Source organism: Paraburkholderia unamae, assembly GCF_003268775.1.
Taxonomy (GTDB): Bacteria; Pseudomonadota; Gammaproteobacteria; order Burkholderiales; family Burkholderiaceae; genus Paraburkholderia; species Paraburkholderia unamae.
Genome location: NZ_QLSU01000007.1, coordinates 216,041 through 235,889 on the forward strand (window position 1 = coordinate 216,041; position 19,849 = coordinate 235,889).

The following is a 19,849-nucleotide window of genomic DNA, read 5'->3' on the forward strand; positions in this document are numbered from 1 at the left end:
CACGGGGCAACACACGACGCGGCACACGGCGCAAGGCATACGGGGCATTCAGACGCCGTCGCGCAGCGGCGCGGATAAGACATGGGATTGTTGGCGGCTCACCAACCGGTACACGACGCCGGCCGCGGCGCCTCCCAACAGCGGCGCCGCCCAGAAGAGCCAAAGCTGGTCGAGCGCCCACTCGCCGACGAAAAGCGCCGGGCCGGTCGAGCGCGCGGGATTCGAGCCGCCGTTGCTCACCGGAATGGCCACCAGATAAATGGCGGCGAGGCATACGCCTGCCGCGATCGGCGCCGCCTTGCGACGCGCAGCCGTGCTCGACATCAGCAACTGCACGAAGACAAACGCGAAAGTCACGGCCAGTTCGAGCACGAACACGGCGGCGAGGGTGTACTCGCTCGGCGAATGATCGTCATAGCCGTTGCTGCCGAAATCGGAAACCGCGACGGAAAAACCCGGCCGCCCGCTCGCGACGCGTATGAGCAACGCGGCGCCGACAATAGCGCCGATGGTCTGCGCCGCGATATACGGCCCGACCTCGCGCACGGGAAAGCGCCGCGAAATCGCATAGCCGATCGTGACCGCCGGATTGAAGTGCGCGCTCGCCGCGCGGTCGGCCGCGTAACTCGCTACCGTCAGCGCGAAACCGAATGCGGCGGCCATTTCGAGCACGTTGCAGCCCTGCGCCGGCAGGCTCGCGCTGAGCACCGTAGCCGCGCAGCCCGTGAACACGAGCCATGCGGTGCCCGCGCCCTCGACCGCCAAACGCTTACCGAGCTTCATCGTTCTTCTCCGTGTCCATCAGGAATTCGCGCGGATGCCGTCGGACCGGTTGCTGGCTCGCTACACCTTTTCCGACTGGCGCGCTCATCGATCGCATTGCCGGAGCGGCAATATCTGACGGACCGCGCGTCGAGCTAGAAATTATGGGGAGACGATCTCGGCAATCAGATAGGACAACTCTTAAAACGCGCCGGATATTGCTTTGAACGATGGAAGGGAAAATCCGCCGGGCGACGGAAAAATCTGAAACGCATCAGGTTCGCACGTGAATCACGTGAGCCCGACCTGTGTCGTGAAACGGATGAGGTCTCGTTCGGTGGCGAGGCCGAGCTTGCGCATCACGCTGCGCTTTTGCGCGCTGATGGTTTTGCCGCTGCGTTCGAGCCGGTGTGCGATCTGACGGATGGACAGGCCCTGCGCGTAAAGCTGGAAAACCTCCCACTCGCGCGCACTCGGCACACCCGCGCAGGGTGCGCACGCCGCGCCGGCCAGCGCCAGCACTTCGTGCACGCGCTCTGACAGAAACGGTGCACGGGCGCGCACCGCAGCGAGTGCGGGAAGAAGCGCAAGTGCCGTGTCGCGCTTGTCGACAATCGCGTCGATCCCGTGATGCAGCAAGCCGGTCAGAATCTGCGGCGTCGACACCATGGTCAGGACGACGATCGCCGGCGCACACGGGGCGCGAGCGAGGCGCCGCAACACGGCAAGCGAGCTGTATTCGCCGTCGAGACCCGGCATGCAGAGATCCGTGACGATGACGTCGCAGTCGACCTGGTCGAGCTGTGTGACGAGCGCAAGCGTGTCGTCCGCTTCGGCGACAACGACGGCCCACGCCGTTGCGCGCAGCAGGTTCGCCACGCCGAGCCGCACACATGCGTGGTCGTCAGCAACGATCACGCGCAAGGGGCTCGCCGCGCGCGAATCCTCCTTTCGAACCCCGTGGCTGCCAGGCATGAAAGAATCTGCGTGCAATGGAGTGGAAGGGTGAATGCGTATGAACGCACGCGCTCAGGCCGGCTCGACCTGCGTCACGCCGCATTCCACGGCAAAGCGATAAAGCTCGATGTCGTTGCCGAGCGCGAGCTTCTTCATGGCGGCGCACTTCTGCGCGCTGATCGTCTTCACGCTGCGCCCGAGCAAACCGGCGATTTCCGTCACGCCCAGTCCCCTCGCATAGTGCGTGAGCACCTCGAACTCACGCCGCGTGAGGATACGATGCACTTCTTCGCGCCGCTCGGTACGCGCCGCCTCCGCAAGCAGGTCGCGCACGACCGGGCCGACATAGTGCTCGCGCGCCATGGCCGAAACGATGGCAACAGGAATGAGGTCGAGACGGTCGCGCTTGCTGAGCACCGCGCTCACCTCCAGGTCGATGGTCTTGCGCAACACGGAAGCGTCGTTTTCCATCGTCAGCACGACGACGGCCTTCTGCGGAAACTGGACGCGAAACGCGCGGATCGCCTCGGGGCCGTCCATTTCGCCGGGCAGCGCCATGTAGAGGTCCATCAGGACGAGGTCGAAGCTGTGCTGCGCCGCGACTTCGAAGAGTTCGGGCACGCTCTGGGCGCGCGCAACGAGTTGCAGGTTTGGATAGTTGGCGAGGAGGCTTTCCAGTGCGTACAGCACGAGCGGATGATCGTCCGCGACGATCACGCGCACGGGTGCCGCGAGATCGGGCGCTTCGTGTGCCGCGGCGGCGCCCGCGCCGGACAGGCCGACACGCGGCTCGTCGTTCTCGCGCATGGTGCGCAGAGGCGGCAGGTGCGTGGCAGTGCCATGCGCCGGCGGGGAAGAAGGCAGATTCATAACAGTCCGTGCGCCCTCACGAAGGCGAAGAGTCCCGCGTCGTTGCTCACACCCAGCTTCGCCATGGCTTCGCGCTTCTGGCGGCTCACCGTGCGCACGTCGCGGTCGAGCGCGCGCGCGATTTCGGTAATCGAGCTGCCCCCCGCGAACTTGCGGATCACCTCCGATTCGCGCGGCGTCAAACGCGGCACGCGCATGATGGACCCGCCGTCCGCGCTCGCAAGCTCACGCTCGATGGCCGGGCTGATCCAGGCCGTGCCCTGCCCCGCCGCGTGCACGATGCCCGCGAGTCCGTCCAGCGGTTCGTTTTTGCGCAGCATGGCGGTCACGCCCGTGTGCGCCACCGCGCGCAGGATGGCGGCGTTCGCCACGCTGGTCAGCACGACCACGCGAATGTCAGGCCAGTCATGGCGCAAGCGGCGCACGAGGCGTAGCCCGTCTTCGGCCTCGCCGCTGGCCGCGGGCATGTTGAGGTCGGTCACCACCACGTCGCACGGCACGGTTTCGAGCAGTTCGAAGAGTTCGCTTGCGCCGCACGCTTCGCCTGTGATCTCGATATCGCCGCAGGCGACGAGTGCGGAGCGAACGCCAAGCAGAACGAATGGATGATCGTCCGCCAGAACGACACGTAGCTTCACACTGAATCTCCTTTGAGGTGGGATGACGCCACGCCAGCGCCGCACAGGTGCACCGGCAAGCCGCAACGTCAGCAAGGTCGTTTATCTGACCATTGAATCCCATCCTTCGAAATCGGAGATTTCCGAAAGGTTAAATGAATCTTAAGTAATCCTTTCGCATGTGTTATGCATTTTGATCGACTTTTCCGAGAGAAATTGCGCGCACCTCAACTTTGATTGAGATAAATCTGAAGGGCGCCAGTATCGACCGGCTATCGACCGACCATCGGCCAGCTATCAAGCGGCGGCTCGCGGCCTGACCTGCTGGCGCACCGGGCCGCCATGCTCCACGCCATTGCGCTCACGCGGATTGGCAAAGGCAGGCCACGCCAGCGCCGCGCACAGGGCGGCCGCAACCCAGACGGCGGCCCACCCGAACCACGACAACAGCATCGGAATCGCCGAGGGCGCGACCCAGAACGCGAGGAAAGCGCCGGTATTGCCCATCGCGAGCGCGCTGCCGACGCGGCCGTTGCCCGCGAGCGTAGCGAGTTCGGTGAACGCCACGCCGTGCCATGCGGAAGCCGCAATGCCGCCCAGCACGAGCAAACTCGCGAGCAGCATGACGAGCCAACCGCTCGCGTGGTGCGCCTGCGCCGTGACAGCCGTCAGCGCGGCCAGCAGCACGAAAAGCACGACGGTGAGCGCCGCGCTGCCGCGCAGCCAGGTACGCCGGTTGCCGTGGCGGTCGGTCCAGCGTCCGCCCCAAACGCGCATGAAGGCTGCGCCCCCCTGCACGGCCGCCAGCGTCGCGCTGACAGCCACGGTACCCGCATGCCCCACGTCATGCAGGAAAATGCTCGCAAAAGAAAGCACCGCCACCTGGGGCACGCACAGCACGCCAATACCCATCACGAGCCGCCACACCGCCACGCGGCGCAACGGCGAAACGGCGAGTTCCGCTTGGGCCTGCGCCTGTGGAGCGCGCGCGCCATCGAGTTCGCGCGGCGGCTCGTGCAGCCAGATGATCGTAAGCACGGCGGAGACCGCGCACATCGCGGCGAGCGCGCCAAACACAGCCGCGAAGCCCGCATGCTCGGCGAGCGCGGGCAACACGAGTGCGCCGAGACCGCCGCCCGCCGGCACGGCGGTTTGACGGATGCTCATCGCAAGGCCGCGCTCGTGCGAGGCGAACCACGCCATGACCGCGCGCCCGCTCGACCCGTTCACGCTGCCGCCAAGCAGCCCAAGCGCGAGCAGGCCCGCCGCGAGCGCTTTCGGACCCGGCACATGGACGCCTGCCGGCGCGCCCCATGCCGCCATGGCGAGCAGCGCGAGCGCCGTGGTGGTGAGCCCCGTGAGCAGCACGCGCCGGTCGCCCCAGCGATCTGTCAGGAGTCCCCAGGGAAGTTCGCTCAGCACGATGCCGAGCCCGAGCATGCCCAGCACGAAACCCAGCTCCGCCGTGCCGATGTGGTAGCCCGAACGGATCAACACCCCGGTTGCGGGAATGCCGCCGAGCGCCGCGGCAAAACTGGCGTTGGCCGCCACGCCCACCCCTAACACCTTCCAGCGATGCGTCGCACCGCGCGCTGCCATGCGTCTCATGACGCCCTCCAGAAAACGATTGACTGGGGGCATCGTAGAAGCGCACCATCCTTCGGAAAAGCGGGAAAATCCTATCGATCGATTCGGAAATTCCGAATCGTCAAAGCCAGCAAGGACAACTGTTCATGAACGCACGCGGTTTCGACCTCGCGCAGTTGCGCACGTTTATCGCCGTTACCGAGGCGGGCAGCGTCTCAGCGGGCTCGGAGCGGGTGTTTCTTTCGCAGTCGTCGGTGAGCGAGCAGTTGAAGAAGCTCGAGGAGCGCGTGGGCCAGCCGCTTTTCGTGCGCAGCAAGCAGGGCATGTCGGCCACGCCGGCCGGCGCGAAGCTGCTCGATCACGCGCGCCGCATCGTGGCGCTGTGCGACGCCGCGTTCGACGACATGCTCGGGCGTACGCTCGACGGCGAGGTGCGTATCGCCATCACGGACTACTACCGGCCGCACGACGTGGCCGAAATCATCCGGCGCTTCGCGAGCCAGCACCCGCGTTTGCGCCTGCATGTGACGGTGCTGCCCAGCGCCGTAATCGACAGCACCGCCGACGGCAACGCCTTCGACATCGGACTCTCGCTGCGTCTCGTCGAGGAAGGCGGCCGCGCCGGCGGCGCGCGCCCGAGCACGGTGATCCGGCGCGAGAAACTCCTGTGGGTCGGCGCGGCGCAAACGCTGCGCGAGCGGCCCGCGCTCACGCCGCCCTGGCCGCTCGTGCTGCTGCCCGCCACCTGCCAGTTGCAGCGCCGCGTGGTGAAGCTGCTCGACGAGTCGCGCATGCCGTACCTGATCTCGCACTCGGCGTCGGGCGTGGCCGGCCTGCAACTCGCGTTGAAGGCCGGCCTGGGCATCTCGTGCCTGAACGAATCGGCGATCGGCGAAGGGGTGATGCCCTGCCCGGCCTCGTTCGGATTGCCGGTGTTGCCCGCGGCCGAATTCCATTTGCTGCCGGCCCGGCCCGGCGAAGCCGCGCACGTGACGAACGCGCGCGCGGCGCTTGCCGAACTGCTGGGCTAACGCGCCGGGCGCAGCGGGGCGCGGCGCGGCCGGGTAGCTTAGCCCGCTGCCTGAACCAGCTCGGCGAAGCGCAGCAGGTCGACGTTGCCGCCCGAGATGAGCACGCCCACGCGCTTGCCGCGCACGTCCACCTTGCCGTGCAGCACCGCCGCCGCCGCGAGACAACCCGTGGGCTCGACCACGAGCTTCATGCGGCTTGCGAAGAACTTCATCGTCTCGACCAGTTCCGCGTCGCTCACCGTGACGATCTCGCTCACGCGCTCGCGGATCACCGCGAAGGTGTAGTTGCCGAGGTGCTGGGTCTGCGCGCCGTCGGCGAGCGTCTTCGGCGTGTCGATATGGACGATCTCGCCGCTTTGCAGACTGCGCTGGCCGTCGTTGCCGGCCTCGGGCTCGACGCCGATCACGGTGCACGCGGGCGCGAGCGCATGGGCGGCCGTGGCGCAGCCCGACAGCAGCCCGCCGCCGCCGAGCGGCGTGAGCAGCAGGTCGAGCTCACCCGTTTCCTCGAACAGCTCTTTCGCGGCCGTGCCCTGCCCCGCCATCACGTGCGGATGGTCGTAGGGCGGAATCAGCGTGAGGCCGCGCTCTGCCGCGAGCCGCTGGCCGAGCGCCTCGCGGTCCTCGGTGTAGCGATCGTAAAAGACGATCTCGCCGCCGTAGCCGCGCGTAGCCTCCACCTTCACCGAGGGCGCGTCGTGCGGCATCACGATCACGGCCTTCACGCCGAGCAGGCGTGCCGACAACGCAATCGCCTGCGCGTGATTGCCCGACGAGAACGTGATCACGCCACCCCCCTTCTGCTCCGGCGTGAACTGCGCAATCGCGTTATACGCGCCGCGAAACTTGAACGCACCCATGCGCTGGAGGTTCTCGCACTTGAAGAAAAGCTGCGCCCCCGTGCGTTCGTTCGCGGTGCGCGAGGTCAGAACCGGCGTGTGGTGCGCGACGCCACGCAGGCGTTCGTGGGCGGCGGCGACGTCTTCGAAGGTGATAGGCAGAGTGCTCATGGTCGTTCTTCGGCTGGCAGGTAGGTGTAGACGGTCGAGCGCGCGACGCCGAGTGTGGCGGCCACGTCGGCGAGCGCATGACGAAGGTTCAGGAGGCCGCCGGAGGCGAGCTCGCGCACGGCCTCGCGGCGTTGGGCGAGCGTCATGCCGATGGGCGTCGTATTGCGCGCGGCGGCGAAGCGTTCGAGCGCCTCGCGCACGCAGCCCGCGCCGCGCGGCGCGAGCGTTTCTGACACGGGCGCGGCCGTGCCGGTCTGGATCAGCTGGCCGAGGCCCGCCGTCACCGCGCCGAGCAAAGACACGTCCATGTTCAGGCAGAGCGCCGCGACGTATTCGCCCGCGCTGTTTTTCAGCCCGATCGAGGTGCTCTTGGCCGGACGCCCGTCGGGAAAGCGATTCGGATAGTTCGGCACGACCTCGGGAAAACCGGGGTCGGTGATGCGCGCGACGCCCATTTCGGTGGCGGCGTCGCCCACCTGGCGACCCGACAGGTTGTTCGCGATCGCCACAACCGAATGCTCGGGCCGCGTGAGGTCGTGCAGCACCACCTCGACGAGCGGCGCGAGCGTCTGGCCGAGCGCCTCGACGATCTTGCGCCCCTCGCGCAGGAGCAGCGCGTTTTCGTCGCCGGGCTGGCCGGAGCAGGTTTCACGGGATAGCTTCATGATATTGGACATTTTGGCAGTTTATGACTGAATGTCAATCGCTTCTGGTTCACGTCGGCTGCGTCACGCCGGGTCACCCGGCACGCGAAAAAAAACCTCGCCCGAAGGCGAGGTCAACACTGACACGGGAAAAACACGAAGCAAGACGCTGCGCCCCGCTCAAACGGTGAAGCGCTCGCTGACGAACTGCGCGGACGGCACGCGCGAGCGCGCCGCCACCGCCTGCGCGGCGCTCACCATGGCGGGCGGACCACAGACGTAGATGTCGGGCATCGCCGCCGACGTTGCCACCGAAGTTGCCGCCGAAGTTGCCACCGACGTTGCCACGGCCGCGAGCCCGGCCGCGAGCGCATCGACGGGCGTGCCGTGCGCACCCTCCCAGGCATCGTCCGGCTCGCGCACGCAAAGCTCGACATGCAACTGCGGCAGCGCCGCGCGCAGCGCATCGAGTTCGTCGAGCATGAAAAGCTCGCTCTCGCGATTCACGCCGAAGAAAAGCCGCGCATCGTTCATCTCGCCGTAGTCGGCCATGCGGCGCAGCATCGAAAGCACGGGCGCGAGGCCGGTGCCGCCCGCCACGAACCAGCGCGGACGCAGACTGTCGGCGATCAGGCCGAAGCCGCCTTGCGGGCCGTGCACGGTGAGCCGGTCGCCCGGCTGCGCGCGCTCGCGCAGGTACGCCGAAAATTCGCCCTCCGGCCGCAGCCGGATCAGGAACTCCAGCCGCCCTTCCCAGTTGCTCGTGTTGGCGAGCGAGAACGGCCGCCGCACGCCGCCCTCGGGCAACGCCAGCTCGACGAACTGGCCCGCTTCGAATTCGGCGGCGCTGCCGCTGGCGTCGTCGGGCTCGAGATGCAGTTCGAGGCGGCGCGTGTCGTCGGCGATCGTCTCCAGCGCAACGATGCGCGCCGCGCGCACCGCCACCGGCTGGAGCAGCACCTTCGTGTGGTCGTACGGCGCGGCCACGCGCAGGTCGGCCGAAGGCGTCGTTCGGCACAGCAGGACCGCGCGCGGCTCGTCGGCCGGTAACGCGTCGGCGCTGTGCTCGCCGAGCGTATACGCGCCTTCGGTCACGGTGGCATGGCACGCGCCGCAGCTACCGCGCCGGCACTGCGACGGCAGCGTGATGTCCGCCGCCGCGGCCGCCGCCAGCACGTCCTGCCCCGGCTCGCACGCGAAGCCGAACGCCTGACCGTCGCGCGTGGTGAGCTCGATCTGATAACTCATGACACTCGCTCCCCCGCTCAGGCGGCCTTGCGGGCGAGCGCCGCGTTCAGGTCCGCTTGCGCGTCGCCGATCGGCGAGATGCCGAACTGCTTGACGAGGATGTCGAGCACATTCGGCGTGAGGAAGGCCGGCAACGTCGGTCCGAGATGGATGTTGCGCAGACCGAGCGCGAGCAGCGTGAGCAGCACTGCCGCGGCCTTCTGCTCGAACCACGACACCACGAGCGTGAGCGGGAGGTCGTTCACGCCGCAGTCGAACGCCTTGGAAAGCGCGACGGCGATCTGGATCGCGGAGTAGCTGTCGTTGCACTGGCCGAGATCGAGCAGGCGCGGAATGCCGCCGATGTCGCCGAACTCGTGGCGGTTGAAGCGGTACTTGTTGCAGCCGAGCGTCATGACGACGGTGTCGTCGGGCGCGCCTTGCGCGAACTCGGTGTAGTAGTTGCGGCCGGGCGCGGCGCCGTCGCAGCCGCCGATCAGGAAGAAGTGGCGGATCTGGCCGGCCTTCACAGCGTCGATCACCTTGTCCGCCACGCCGAGCACCGTGTTGCGCGCGAAGCCAATCGTGATGGTTTCCTCGGGCGCCGTTTCGCGGAAGCCCGGCAGCGCGAGCGCGGCCTGCACGACCGGCGCGAACGCGTGATGTTCGAGGTGGCGCACGCCGGCCCAGCCCACCGGCCCGGTCGTGAAGATGCGCTGGCGATACTGCGGCAGCGGCTCGATCAGGCAGTTGGACGTCATCAGGATCGGGCCGGGGAAGTTCGCGAAGTCCGATTGCTGGTCCTGCCAGGCGCCGCCGTAGTTGCCGGCGAGATGCGGATACGCCTTGAACTTCGGATAAGCATGGGCGGGTAGCATTTCGCCGTGCGTGTAGACCTGCACGCCGGTACCCTGGGTCGCTTCGAGCAGCGCCTCCAGATCGCCGAGATCGTGGCCCGAGACCAGAATCGCCTTGCCCGCGGCCGGCGTCACGCGCACGGCGGTGGGTTCAGGCATGCCGAAGCGGCCCGTGTTCGCCGCGTCGAGCAGTTCCATCACCTTCAGATTGAGGTTGCCGAGCGCGAGCGCATGTTCGAGCAGGTCGCCGGCCTGGGTGGGATCGCTCGCGAGAAACACCAGCGCCGCCTCCACGCCCGCATAGACTTCTTCGCTCTCGTAGCCGAGCACGCGCGCGTGATGGGCATAGGCGCACACGCCCTTCAAGCCGTAGAGCACGAGCGCGCGCAAGCCCACGACGTCTTCGCCCACGGCGGGCAGCCCGGCCTGGATGCCGACGCGCGCGGCCTGCGCCTGGAGTTCGGCGAGATCGTTGCCCGGCTGCCATTGCGCGGGGCCTGCCGGTTCTTGCACGGCCACGCCTTGAGCGAGCGCGAGCGCCGCGCAGCCGGCCTTCAGGCGGTCGCGATGCTGGGCGGCCTCGCGCAGCATCGCCACGAAACGGCTCGCGTTGAAGTTGACATTGGTGAGCGTCGTGAACAGCGCGTAGAGCATGAAACGATCGGCTTCGCGATCGGGGCTGCCGAGGCTGCGCGCCAGCGCGCCGTACTGTGCGATGCCCTTGGCCGCGTAAATCAGCAGGTCTTGCAGATCGGCGGTCGTGGCGTCCTTGCCGCAGTTGCCCTTGGCCGAGGCGCACCCCGGTGTGGCCTGGGTACGGTCGGTCTGTTCACATTGATAGCAAAACACGGCTTGCTCCTTTCCTTGTGGGGATCACGGCGATGGTCTGAGCGCCTGGTACGCTGTGGGATCGACCTGCGCTCTCTTGTAAGATGCAAATTAAATGCATCTTTTTTATGGTGACTCGCCGACGGGAGTTTTGCCGTGACAAAAATCAGAAAAAGCGCCGGTTCCGGCGCACAAACGCCCAAGTGGGCGCAAACGTCGCAGCGGGTCGCGGTACATCGCGCATTGCGCCCGGCTTGCCAGAGTCACCTGGTGCGCACCGGCGAATGAAAAAGCCCCGGCTCGACCATGCGGTCGAGCCGGGGCTTCAGGTCCGGCAGATTCGTTCGGACGATTTAGAACGGGATATCGTCGTCCATCTCGTCGAAGCCGCCACCGGCCGGCGCGCTCGAACGGCCGCCGCCCGCGCCACCGCCGCTCGAACGCGGCGCACCGCCGCCGCTGTTGCCACCTGCGGCACGGCCGCCGCCGCGCGGCGCCGACGGTTCGCGGCTGTAGCCGCCGTCGTCGCCCATGTCGCTACCTGCCGACGCGCCGCCGCTGCGGCCGCCCAGCATCTGCATCTGGTCGGCGACGATTTCCGTCGAGTAACGGTCGGTGCCGTCCTGCGCTTGCCACTTGCGCGTGCGGATGCGGCCTTCGATATACACCGACGAGCCCTTCTTCAGGTACTCCGAGACGATCTCGGCCAGACGGCCGAAGAACGCCACGCGGTGCCATTCGGTCATTTCCTTGAACTCGCCGGACGCCTTGTCCTTATAGCGGTCGGTCGTCGCGAGGCGAATGTTCGCCACGGCGTCGCCGCTCGGCAGATAGCGCACTTCCGGCTCGGCGCCGAGGTTGCCGACGAGGATCACCTTGTTCACGGATGCCATGAATATTCTCCTGTTTGATTCCGTTGCGAGGAGCGGCCGCGCGGTACGCGCCGGCGAGCGCCCGATGTATCAGGCGCCTTCACCGGTCGCGGACCGCCTCCGCGAATTGCGTTGCTGTGAACCGTTGTTGGTTCGCTCAGGTTCGACTTGAGGCCCGCTTGGGCGGCGCCTTCATATTGGCCGCGATTATAAGCCAGCACAAGACGAGTCCCGAGCAGGCGTAAAACACCGCGCTCGCGCCCTCGTGCTTGAGCAGATAACCGCCCACCACGCCGCCGAGCGCGAGCCCGATCGACTGCGTGGTGTTGTACACGCCCGTGGCCGCGCCCTTGCGGTTGCCCGGCGCGAGCTTGGAAACCAGCGAGGGCTGCGACGCTTCCAGAATATTGAAGCCAAGGAAGTACACGAACAGCACGGCCGACACAATGACAAGTGTATGCGCGAGCGAGCCGAGCAACAGCTGGCCGATCAGGATAAGACCGATGGCCGAAACGAGCACGGCCTTCATCTTGCCCCGCTTCTCCGCCGCGATGATGGCGGGCACCATCAGGACGAACGCGAGGCCCATGACGGGCAGGTAAATCTTCCAGTGCGAGGCGACCGGCAGGCCCGCATCCACGAGCAGGCGCGGCACCACGAGAAAGAGCGCGGTTTGCGTGGCGTGCAGCACGAGCACGCCGAAGTTCAGGCGCAGCAGTTCGACGTTGTGCAGCACCTCGGCGAACGGGGCGCGCACGTGCACGGGCTTGCTGGGCGCGTCGGGCACGACCCAGATCACCACAGCCACCGCGAGAATCGAGAACACGCCGACCAGCGTGAACAGGCCGCTCATGCCGAGCCAGTGGAACACGATGGGCGCGCCCACGATGGCCACGGCGAACGACATGCCGATCGAGCCGCCCACCATCGCCATGGCCTTGGTGCGGTGCTCCTCGGCGGTCAGGTCGGCGATGAACGCGAGCACCGCCGACGACACGGCACCCATGCCCTGAATCACCCGCCCGACGATGATCCACACCATGTCGTGCGCGCCGGCCGCGACGAAACTGCCGATCGCGAAGATGATGAGACCGGCGGCGATGACGGGCTTGCGGCCCACCATGTCCGACACCCAGCCGTAGAAAATATAGAGGAGCGACTGCGTGACGCCGTACGCGCCGAGCGCGATACCGACCAGCAAGAGGTTGTCGCCGCCGGGAATGGTTTTCGCGTAGACGGAAAACACCGGCATGATCATGAACAGACCCAGCATGCGCAGCGCGAAGATCGCCGCGAGCGATACGGTCGCGCGCAGTTCGGGCGCGCTCATGCGTGAGGAAGTAGCGGGTGAGTTGGAGGACATCGGAGCGTTGTGGGTTTGGGCTGCTGCTTTTGACCGCAACTGCCCGCACGTTGAAGACCGGACCAAACCGGACCACGCGCGGACCAGGCGGACGCTCCCTGACGCGCCTCTTTCGAGGCCCTTGCACTTGCCGCTCCGGGCCCTTTCAAAGACCGTCAGCAAGCCGTAACGGCGGTCTGGAAAAGTCGTTATAGTAGCAGGTTTGGTTTCCCTTTCTCCCGCAGGTTCATGGAACAGATCCGTATCCGTGGGGCCCGAACCCACAACCTGAAGAACGTCAATCTGGACCTGCCGCGCCACAAGCTCGTGGTGATCACCGGGCTTTCGGGCTCGGGCAAGTCCTCGCTGGCGTTCGACACGCTCTACGCGGAAGGCCAGCGCCGCTACGTGGAGAGCCTCTCGGCCTACGCACGTCAGTTCCTGCAACTGATGGAGAAGCCCGACGTGGACCTGATCGAGGGTCTGTCGCCGGCTATTTCCATCGAGCAGAAGGCCACCTCGCACAACCCGCGCTCGACGGTCGGCACCGTCACGGAGATTCACGACTACCTGCGACTGCTTTACGCACGCATCGGCACGCCCTACTGCCCGGACCACGAGATTCCGCTGGAGTCCCAAAGCGTCTCGCAGATGGTGGACGCCGCGCTCGCCCTGCCCGAGGAAACGAAGCTCATGATCCTCGCGCCCGTGATCGCGGACCGCAAGGGCGAGCACGTCGAGCTTTTCGACGACATGCAGGCGCAAGGTTTCGTGCGTTTCCGGGTGCGCTCGGGCGGCGGCACGGCCAACGAAGGGGAAGCGAAGATCTACGAGGTCGAGTCGCTGCCCAAGCTCAAGAAGAGCGAGCGCCACACCATCGACGTGGTGGTGGACCGCCTCAAGGTGCGCCCCGACATGAAGCAGCGCCTCGCGGAGTCGTTCGAAACCGCGCTGCGTCTGGCCGACGGCCGCGCCATCGCGCTCGAAATGGACACGAACAAGGAGCACCTCTACAGCTCGAAGTTCGCCTGCCCGATCTGCTCGTACTCGCTGCCGGAGCTGGAGCCGCGCCTTTTCTCGTTCAACAACCCGATGGGCGCGTGCCCCGAGTGCGACGGTCTTGGCCAGATCACGTTCTTCGATCCGAAGCGCGTGGTGGCGCACCCGTCGCTGTCGCTCGCGGCGGGCGCCGTGAAGGGCTGGGACCGGCGCAACCAGTTCTACTTCCAGATGCTGCAAAGTCTCGCGGCGTTCTACGACTTCGACATCGACACCGCGTTCGAAGACCTGCCGGAGAAGGTGCGCAAGATCCTGCTCTACGGCTCGGGCAAGCAGGAGATCCCGTTTTCGTACATCAACGAGCGCGGCCGCACTTCGGTGCGCGAGCACGTATTCGAAGGGATCATCCCGAATCTCGAACGCCGCTACCGCGAGACCGACTCGGCCGCCGTGCGCGAGGAGCTTTCGAAGTACCAGAACAATCAGGCCTGCCCGCACTGCGAAGGCACGCGCCTGCGCCGCGAAGCGCGCTTCGTGCGCATCGGCATGGGCGAAGAAGCGCGCGCCATTTATGAGGTGAGCGGCTGGCCGCTGCGCGACACGCTCGGCTACTTCCAGACGCTGCACCTCGAAGGCGCGAAGCGCGAGATCGCCGACAAGGTGGTCAAGGAGATCGTCGCGCGCCTCATGTTCCTGAACAACGTCGGGCTCGACTATCTCTCGCTCGAACGCAGCGCCGAAACGCTTTCGGGCGGCGAGGCGCAGCGCATCCGCCTCGCCTCGCAGATCGGCTCGGGCTTGACGGGCGTGATGTACGTGCTCGACGAGCCCTCCATCGGCCTGCACCAGCGCGACAACGACCGCCTCATCTCCACGCTCAAGCATCTGCGCGACCTCGGCAATTCGGTGATCGTGGTCGAGCACGACGAGGACATGATCCGCATGGCCGATTACGTGGTCGACATGGGGCCGGGCGCGGGCGAGCACGGCGGCATGGTGATTTCGCAGGGCACGCCGGCTGAAGTCGAGCACGATCCGGCCTCGATGACGGGCCAGTACCTCTCGGGCGCACGCCGCATCGACTACCCGGACGAGCGCATCGAGCCCGGCGAGCGGCGTCTGCGCATCGTCGAAGCCTACGGCAACAACCTCAAGCACGTGACGCTCGACCTGCCGGTGGGCCTGCTCACCTGCGTGACGGGCGTTTCGGGCTCGGGCAAGTCCACGCTCATCAACGACACGCTGTATCACGCCGTGTCGCAGCATCTGTATGGATCGTCGGCGGAACCGGCTCCGTTCGAGGCGATCGAGGGCATGGAGCACTTCGACAAGGTCATCAACGTCGACCAGTCGCCGATCGGCCGCACGCCGCGCTCGAATCCGGCCACCTACACGGGTCTCTTCACGCCCATCCGCGAGCTGTTCGCGGGCGTGCCGGCGGCCAAGGAGCGCGGCTACGAGTCGGGCCGCTTCTCGTTCAACGTGAAGGGCGGGCGCTGCGAAAGCTGCCAGGGCGACGGCGTGCTCAAGGTGGAAATGCACTTCCTGCCCGATGTGTACGTGCCCTGCGACGTCTGCCACGGCAAGCGCTACAACCGCGAGACGCTGGAGATTCAATACAAGGGCCGGAACATCAGCGAAGTGCTCGACATGACGGTGGAATCCGCCTACGAGTTCTTCAAGGCGGTGCCGGTGGTGGCGCGCAAGCTCAAGACGCTGCTCGACGTGGGCCTGGGCTATATCCGCCTCGGCCAGTCGGCAACGACCTTGTCGGGCGGCGAGGCGCAGCGCGTGAAGCTCTCGCTCGAACTTTCCAAGCGAGACACGGGCCGCACGCTGTATATACTCGACGAGCCGACCACGGGCCTGCACTTCCACGACATCGCACTTTTGCTGGAAGTGATTCACCGGCTACGCGATCAGGGCAACACGGTGGTCATCATCGAGCATAATCTCGATGTCATCAAAACCGCCGACTGGATCGTGGACATGGGACCGGAAGGCGGCGCGGGCGGTGGGCAGATCGTGGCCCAGGGGACGCCCGAACAGGTGGCAAAGTCGAAGGCCAGCTTCACGGGCCGCTATCTCGCGCCGCTGCTCAAGCGCCAGATTGCCGCACTCGACACGGCTTCGGGAAAGTAAGCAGTAGAAATAGCTGCGGCAACAACGGGTTGGGGACGCTTGCGTCCCCGTGGTTTGGGGACGGAATACACCGAAAATGGTCAAGCGCAACGAAGCGACCGAAGATAAACAGGTGCGCGATCTGCGGCCAAGGCCGGTCAGGCTCACGAGCGACATGAGCCTGCCGAAGCTTTCGGCAGTGGAGATCGGCAGCTATATGGCCGCGCTCGCCGGTATGTGGGCGGTGCTGCACCTGAACCTGCTCGGCGCGCTGCTCGCAGGCATGCTCGTCTTCCAGCTGGTCCACACCATCTCGCCGCTCATCGAGCGGCGCATGTCGAGCAGCCGCGCGCGCTGGCTTTCGGTGGTGCTGGTCTCCATCGTGATCGTGGGCGTGCTCACGGGCCTCACGGTGGGCGTGATCGAGCAGTTCGAGAACGACGTGCCGAGCGTGCAGAAGGTCATGGCGCAGATGATGACCTTCGTCGACCAGGCGCGCAGTCGCATTCCTGAATCCATCGCCGCCTATCTGCCGGTGGATGTCGCCCAGATGAAGCTCAAGGCGCTCGCGCTCATGCACGAGCACGCCACCCAGCTTGGCCAGGGCGGCAAGAACGCCGCGCGCATTTTCGGGCATATCGTGATCGGCATGATCATCGGCGCGATCATCGCCATCGGCGCGCAGAAGAACGCCACGCGGCTACCGCTTTCCACGGCGTTCGTCGCGCGCGTCTCGCGTTTCGCCGACGCATTCCGCCGCATCGTGTTCGCCCAGGTGAAGATCTCGGCCATCAACACGGTGTTCACCGGCCTCTTCCTGCTGCTCGTGCTGCCGCTCTTTCACGCGCCGCTGCCGCTCGCGAAGATGCTGGTCGTGGTGACTTTCGTGGTGGGCCTGCTGCCCGTGATCGGCAACCTGATCTCGAACACGCTGATCGTCGCCATCGCGCTCACCGTGAGCCTGCCGGCCGCCGTCACAGCGCTCGCGTTCCTCATCGTCATCCACAAGCTCGAATACTTCCTGAACGCGCGCATCGTGGGCGGCCAGATCGAGGCGCGCACATGGGAGCTGCTCGTCGCGATGCTCGTGATGGAAGCCGCGTTCGGCATTCAGGGCGTGATCGCCGCGCCCATTTTCTACGCCTATATGAAGCGCGAGCTGATTTATCTGCGGCTCGTCTGAGCCGCCTTCCGCCTGCGCCCGGCTCGGGCGGGCGGCCTCAATTGCCGCCCCGCTCGCCCGTTGCGCCCGCCATGCCGTCCTGTCCCACCGCATAAATCGCCACCTGCACGCGGCTCGTGAGATTGAGCTTGCGCAGGATGTTGCGCACGTGGATCTTCACCGTGCTCTCGGCAAGGTCGAGCGTGCGCGCGATCTCCTTGTTGCTCGCGCCGCGCCCCAGCTCGCGCACGATGTCGCGCTCGCGCGCCGTGAGCGTCTCGGCGCTCGCGCGCACTCCACCAGCCGTGCCGGACGTGCCAGCCGCACCGGCTCCGCCCGGCGGCTGCGCGGGCTTGCGCATCTGCTCGACGAGCTTGGCCGTCATGTGCTCGGTGATGACGGGCTGGCCGCTCGCGGCCTTGCGGATCGCAGCCACCAGCGCGTCCGCGTCGATGCTCTTGAGCAGGAAGCCGCGCGCGCCCGCGCGCATGGCGGCGGTGAGTTCGTCGGCGTCCTCGGAAACGGTGAGCATCACGACCGCCGTGTCGGGCAGGTCCTCCACCAGCAGTTGCAGCGTTTCGAGGCCCGAGAGGCCCGGCATGTTCAGGTCGAGCAGGATGACGTCGGGCACATGCTGCTTCGCGCGCTTGACGCCCTCTACGCCGTCCGAGGCCTCGCCCACCACTTCGAGGTCGGGCTGGCGCTGCAAGAGCGCGCTCACGCCCGAGCGAAAGAGCGTGTGATCGTCGATGAGCAGAATGCGGATGGTCATGGGGATGGTTGGGTGTGGCGACGTTTTCTTATTCCGTTGTCGCTCAGGTTTCTGATTCTGATCGTGATGCCGGTGTCATGGTGCGCCGTGCCTGCTTCACGCGGCCAGGCGGCTCGCGGCGGGCAGCACGAGCGCCACGCGCGCCCCATTGCCGGGCGAGCTGTCGAGCGTGAGCGCGGCGCTCAGGCGGCGTGCGCGCTCGTGCATGATATGGAACCCCACATGCGACTCGCCGCGCGAAGCGATCTCGGCGGGATCGTAGCCCACGCCGTCGTCCGCCACGCTCAGGCTGAAGTCGCGCCCGTTCACGACGCTCACGTGCACATGCAGCGCCTCCGCATGCTTGCGCGTGTTCGAAAGCGCCTCCTGTAACACGAACAGCACCTGGAGCTGTTGATCGGGCGGCAGCGGCGGCCCGCCTTCGTCGCGATAGTCGAGTGTCAGCTCGGCGTCCGACTGGCGTCTGAAACGCGCCACCGTGTCCTCCACGGCGAGGCGCAGCTTGCCTGGCGCCAGCTTCGTGCGGAAGTTCAGCAGCAGCTCGCGCACGTCGTCGTAGCTCTCCTCCACGCCGCCCGCGAGCAGCGGCACGATCTCGCGAATCTCGTCGAGGTCGCCCCGGCCCGCCGCGCCGTCGAGCAGGTGCACCTGCATCTTCAGGAAGCTCAGTCCCTGCGCGATGCTGTCGTGCAGCCCCTGCGCGACCAGGTTGCGCTCCTCGGAGACGGCAAGCTGGCGCCCGAGCGCCACGAGCCGACGGTTCATCAGCGCGACGCCGAGATGGCGGCCGAGCGTTTGCAGCAACTGGATGCCGGATGCCGAGATCTCGCGCTCCTCGCGAAAATGGAGCGAAAACGTGCCGAGCGTCTCGTTCTGCGCGACGATGGCCGAAACCGCCACGCTCACGAAGCCCGCCTTCAGGCAGCGCTGCGCGAAGGCGGCGTTCGCCTCGCTCGCGCCGCCCGGCGCGAGCAGTCCGAACACGACCGGCGCCTCGGCCGAAGCGCCGCCGCACACGCAGTCCTGCGCCGGCATGCATTGCTCGGCGAGCGTGAGCGCTTCGGGCATGCCTTCGGACACGAGCAGATGCAGATTGCCGTCGTCGGGCGAGACGACGCGCACCGTGCCGCCCTCGGCGTCGAACTCGCGCATCACGCGCGTAAGGAAGTCGTGGCACACGCTTTCCGCCGGCCCCGGCGTGTTGAGGAACGCCGCCATTTCGTAGAGCGTGGCGAGTTCGCGGTTCTGCGCCGCGAGCTGTGCGGTCTTGGCGTCCACGCGCGCGGCCAGGTCCTGGTACAGCGCCTGCAATTCCGCGACCATGCGGTTGAAGCCCTGGGCGAGATGCCCGAACTCGTCCTCGGCGTCGACCGGCAAGCGTGTATGGAACTCCCGTGCCTCGACGCGTGCGAGCCCGTCCTGCAAGCGCTGCACGGGCGCGACGAACCACTGGTAGAGCAGATACACGATCGCCACCGTGCCCACGCACGAAAGCGCCGCCAGCGCGACCTGCGAGATGCGCAGCCACGCCGTCTTGCGCGCGTTCTCGCGCTCGATCAGGCTCACGAGGCCGTTCGCCTCGTCGACGAAACCGGACAGCAGCCCGATATAGGTGGAAGGCTCGCCCGCGCCGGCCGCGAGGTCGTGCAGCGCCGCGGGCTTGAGCGCGTCGCTCCAGGCCGAGGCGACACGCTCGAACTGCGCGTGGATATTCGCGTCGGCGGGCAGAAAGAGCGGCCGCGCCGGGTCGCCGTCGCGCAGTTCGCGCAGCGTTTCGTCGAGCTGGCGCATCTGGGCGTCGACCTGCGCGGGCTTGCCGGTGCGGGCCTCCCAGAGCGCGATCGCCACGGCGTTGGCGCGCATGCGCAGGCTACCCGCGTCGTTGATCGCGGCCCCCGCGCCTTCCAGTTGCCACGAGAGCCAGAGCGTGCCGCTGATCATCGCGAGCACGAGCGCGAGCGCGACCGTGGACAGCACCACGATGCGCGTGGAGAGCCGGTGCGGGAACGGCGCGGCGGCGCTTTCAGCGGAATCTGAGGTGGAACCGGTGGTGGAACCGATGGTGGAACCAGCGGTGGAATCGGGAGAGGATGTCATGGCCGGTAGCGGGAATCGGCGGCGCCGAAACGGCGGGGCGTACGCCGATCATTATCTGACGGTGAATGGCAGATGGCGCGAGATGTCGCGGGAT

General features: G+C 66.9%; 16 protein-coding genes. 3 read left to right on the plus strand and 13 right to left on the minus strand.

Features of this window, described 5'->3' with window-relative positions; genetic code table 11:
* Nucleotides 1–48: 48 nt before the first annotated feature.
* The 5 genes from C7401_RS14150 to C7401_RS14170 all read right to left on the minus strand — a co-directional run bounded on the left by C7401_RS14150 (nt 49) and on the right by C7401_RS14170 (nt 4,814).
* Complete coding sequence (locus tag C7401_RS14150) at nt 49–783, minus strand: aquaporin (RefSeq protein WP_112172004.1); 735 nt, start codon at nt 781–783, stop codon at nt 49–51.
* Nucleotides 784–1,053: 270 nt separating this feature from the next.
* Entirely contained in the window at nt 1,054–1,737 is a 684-nt protein-coding gene (locus C7401_RS14155) for a response regulator (RefSeq protein ID WP_112172005.1), read from the minus strand.
* A gap of 54 nt (nt 1,738–1,791) precedes the next feature.
* Nucleotides 1,792–2,589 carry a response regulator gene (locus C7401_RS14160; protein ID WP_258397063.1) on the minus strand — a complete coding sequence of 266 codons (798 nt, stop codon included), beginning with the start codon at nt 2,587–2,589 and terminating at the stop codon, nt 1,792–1,794.
* Nucleotides 2,586–3,227 carry a response regulator gene (locus C7401_RS14165; RefSeq protein ID WP_112172007.1) on the minus strand — a complete coding sequence of 214 codons (642 nt, stop codon included), beginning with the start codon at nt 3,225–3,227 and terminating at the stop codon, nt 2,586–2,588. The genes C7401_RS14160 and C7401_RS14165 overlap by 4 nt, the downstream gene beginning before the upstream one ends.
* Before the next feature lie 276 nt (nt 3,228–3,503).
* The gene (locus C7401_RS14170) at nt 3,504–4,814 is read right to left on the minus strand and encodes an MFS transporter (protein ID WP_112172008.1); all 1,311 of its coding nucleotides are present in this window, start codon (nt 4,812–4,814) and stop codon (nt 3,504–3,506) included.
* Nucleotides 4,815–4,939: 125 nt separating this feature from the next.
* Between C7401_RS14170 and C7401_RS14175 the strand changes: the two genes are divergently transcribed.
* Nucleotides 4,940–5,824 carry a LysR family transcriptional regulator gene (locus C7401_RS14175; protein ID WP_112172009.1) on the plus strand — a complete coding sequence of 295 codons (885 nt, stop codon included), beginning with the start codon at nt 4,940–4,942 and terminating at the stop codon, nt 5,822–5,824.
* A 38-nt stretch (nt 5,825–5,862) separates the two neighbouring features.
* On the opposite strand, the gene C7401_RS14180 is transcribed toward C7401_RS14175, so the two are convergent.
* The 6 genes from C7401_RS14180 to C7401_RS14205 all read right to left on the minus strand — a co-directional run bounded on the left by C7401_RS14180 (nt 5,863) and on the right by C7401_RS14205 (nt 12,625).
* Nucleotides 5,863–6,834 carry a threo-3-hydroxy-L-aspartate ammonia-lyase gene (locus C7401_RS14180; RefSeq protein WP_112172010.1) on the minus strand — a complete coding sequence of 324 codons (972 nt, stop codon included), beginning with the start codon at nt 6,832–6,834 and terminating at the stop codon, nt 5,863–5,865.
* Nucleotides 6,831–7,499, minus strand: coding sequence for a helix-turn-helix transcriptional regulator (locus C7401_RS14185; protein ID WP_112172126.1), 669 nt, complete (start codon nt 7,497–7,499; stop codon nt 6,831–6,833). The genes C7401_RS14180 and C7401_RS14185 overlap by 4 nt, the downstream gene beginning before the upstream one ends.
* Before the next feature lie 159 nt (nt 7,500–7,658).
* The gene (locus C7401_RS14190; RefSeq protein WP_112172011.1) at nt 7,659–8,726 is read right to left on the minus strand and encodes a 2Fe-2S iron-sulfur cluster binding domain-containing protein; all 1,068 of its coding nucleotides are present in this window, start codon (nt 8,724–8,726) and stop codon (nt 7,659–7,661) included.
* 17 nt (nt 8,727–8,743) lie between these two features.
* The gene (gene hcp / locus C7401_RS14195; RefSeq protein WP_112172012.1) at nt 8,744–10,411 is read right to left on the minus strand and encodes a hydroxylamine reductase; all 1,668 of its coding nucleotides are present in this window, start codon (nt 10,409–10,411) and stop codon (nt 8,744–8,746) included.
* A gap of 332 nt (nt 10,412–10,743) precedes the next feature.
* Nucleotides 10,744–11,283, minus strand: coding sequence for a single-stranded DNA-binding protein (locus C7401_RS14200; RefSeq protein ID WP_112172013.1), 540 nt, complete (start codon nt 11,281–11,283; stop codon nt 10,744–10,746).
* Nucleotides 11,284–11,419: 136 nt separating this feature from the next.
* Entirely contained in the window at nt 11,420–12,625 is a 1,206-nt protein-coding gene (locus C7401_RS14205; RefSeq protein ID WP_372460511.1) for an MFS transporter, read from the minus strand.
* A gap of 228 nt (nt 12,626–12,853) precedes the next feature.
* Between C7401_RS14205 and uvrA the strand changes: the two genes are divergently transcribed.
* The gene (gene uvrA, locus C7401_RS14210) at nt 12,854–15,745 is read left to right on the plus strand and encodes an excinuclease ABC subunit UvrA (RefSeq protein WP_112172015.1); all 2,892 of its coding nucleotides are present in this window, start codon (nt 12,854–12,856) and stop codon (nt 15,743–15,745) included.
* Nucleotides 15,746–15,821: 76 nt separating this feature from the next.
* The gene (locus C7401_RS14215) at nt 15,822–16,907 is read left to right on the plus strand and encodes an AI-2E family transporter (RefSeq protein WP_112172016.1); all 1,086 of its coding nucleotides are present in this window, start codon (nt 15,822–15,824) and stop codon (nt 16,905–16,907) included.
* 37 nt (nt 16,908–16,944) lie between these two features.
* Here the strand turns inward: C7401_RS14215 and C7401_RS14220 are convergent, their stop codons facing one another.
* Both C7401_RS14220 and C7401_RS14225 read right to left on the minus strand, forming a co-directional pair.
* On the minus strand, nt 16,945–17,658 hold the full coding sequence (locus tag C7401_RS14220) for a response regulator (protein ID WP_112172017.1): 714 nt from the start codon (nt 17,656–17,658) through the stop codon (nt 16,945–16,947).
* A 96-nt stretch (nt 17,659–17,754) separates the two neighbouring features.
* Nucleotides 17,755–19,755: a type IV pili methyl-accepting chemotaxis transducer N-terminal domain-containing protein gene (locus C7401_RS14225; protein WP_112172018.1), complete on the minus strand. Its 2,001-nt coding sequence runs from the start codon at nt 19,753–19,755 to the stop codon at nt 17,755–17,757.
* Nucleotides 19,756–19,849 lie beyond the last annotated feature (94 nt).

Coding starts and splice junctions, on each gene's coding strand:
- C7401_RS14185 (WP_112172126.1), bottom strand. CDS start 7,499: ATGAAGCTATCCCGTGAAACCTGCTCCGGCCAGCCCGGCGACGAAAAC.
- C7401_RS14205 (WP_372460511.1), bottom strand. CDS start 12,625: ATGTCCTCCAACTCACCCGCTACTTCCTCACGCATGAGCGCGCCCGAA.
- C7401_RS14220 (WP_112172017.1), bottom strand. CDS start 17,658: ATGACCATCCGCATTCTGCTCATCGACGATCACACGCTCTTTCGCTCG.
- uvrA (WP_112172015.1), top strand. CDS start 12,854: ATGGAACAGATCCGTATCCGTGGGGCCCGAACCCACAACCTGAAGAAC.
- C7401_RS14215 (WP_112172016.1), top strand. CDS start 15,822: ATGGTCAAGCGCAACGAAGCGACCGAAGATAAACAGGTGCGCGATCTG.
- C7401_RS14180 (WP_112172010.1), bottom strand. CDS start 6,834: ATGAGCACTCTGCCTATCACCTTCGAAGACGTCGCCGCCGCCCACGAA.
- C7401_RS14160 (WP_258397063.1), bottom strand. CDS start 2,589: ATGAATCTGCCTTCTTCCCCGCCGGCGCATGGCACTGCCACGCACCTG.
- C7401_RS14155 (WP_112172005.1), bottom strand. CDS start 1,737: ATGCCTGGCAGCCACGGGGTTCGAAAGGAGGATTCGCGCGCGGCGAGC.
- C7401_RS14190 (WP_112172011.1), bottom strand. CDS start 8,726: ATGAGTTATCAGATCGAGCTCACCACGCGCGACGGTCAGGCGTTCGGC.
- C7401_RS14175 (WP_112172009.1), top strand. CDS start 4,940: ATGAACGCACGCGGTTTCGACCTCGCGCAGTTGCGCACGTTTATCGCC.
- C7401_RS14225 (WP_112172018.1), bottom strand. CDS start 19,755: ATGACATCCTCTCCCGATTCCACCGCTGGTTCCACCATCGGTTCCACC.
- C7401_RS14150 (WP_112172004.1), bottom strand. CDS start 783: ATGAAGCTCGGTAAGCGTTTGGCGGTCGAGGGCGCGGGCACCGCATGG.
- C7401_RS14200 (WP_112172013.1), bottom strand. CDS start 11,283: ATGGCATCCGTGAACAAGGTGATCCTCGTCGGCAACCTCGGCGCCGAG.
- C7401_RS14170 (WP_112172008.1), bottom strand. CDS start 4,814: ATGAGACGCATGGCAGCGCGCGGTGCGACGCATCGCTGGAAGGTGTTA.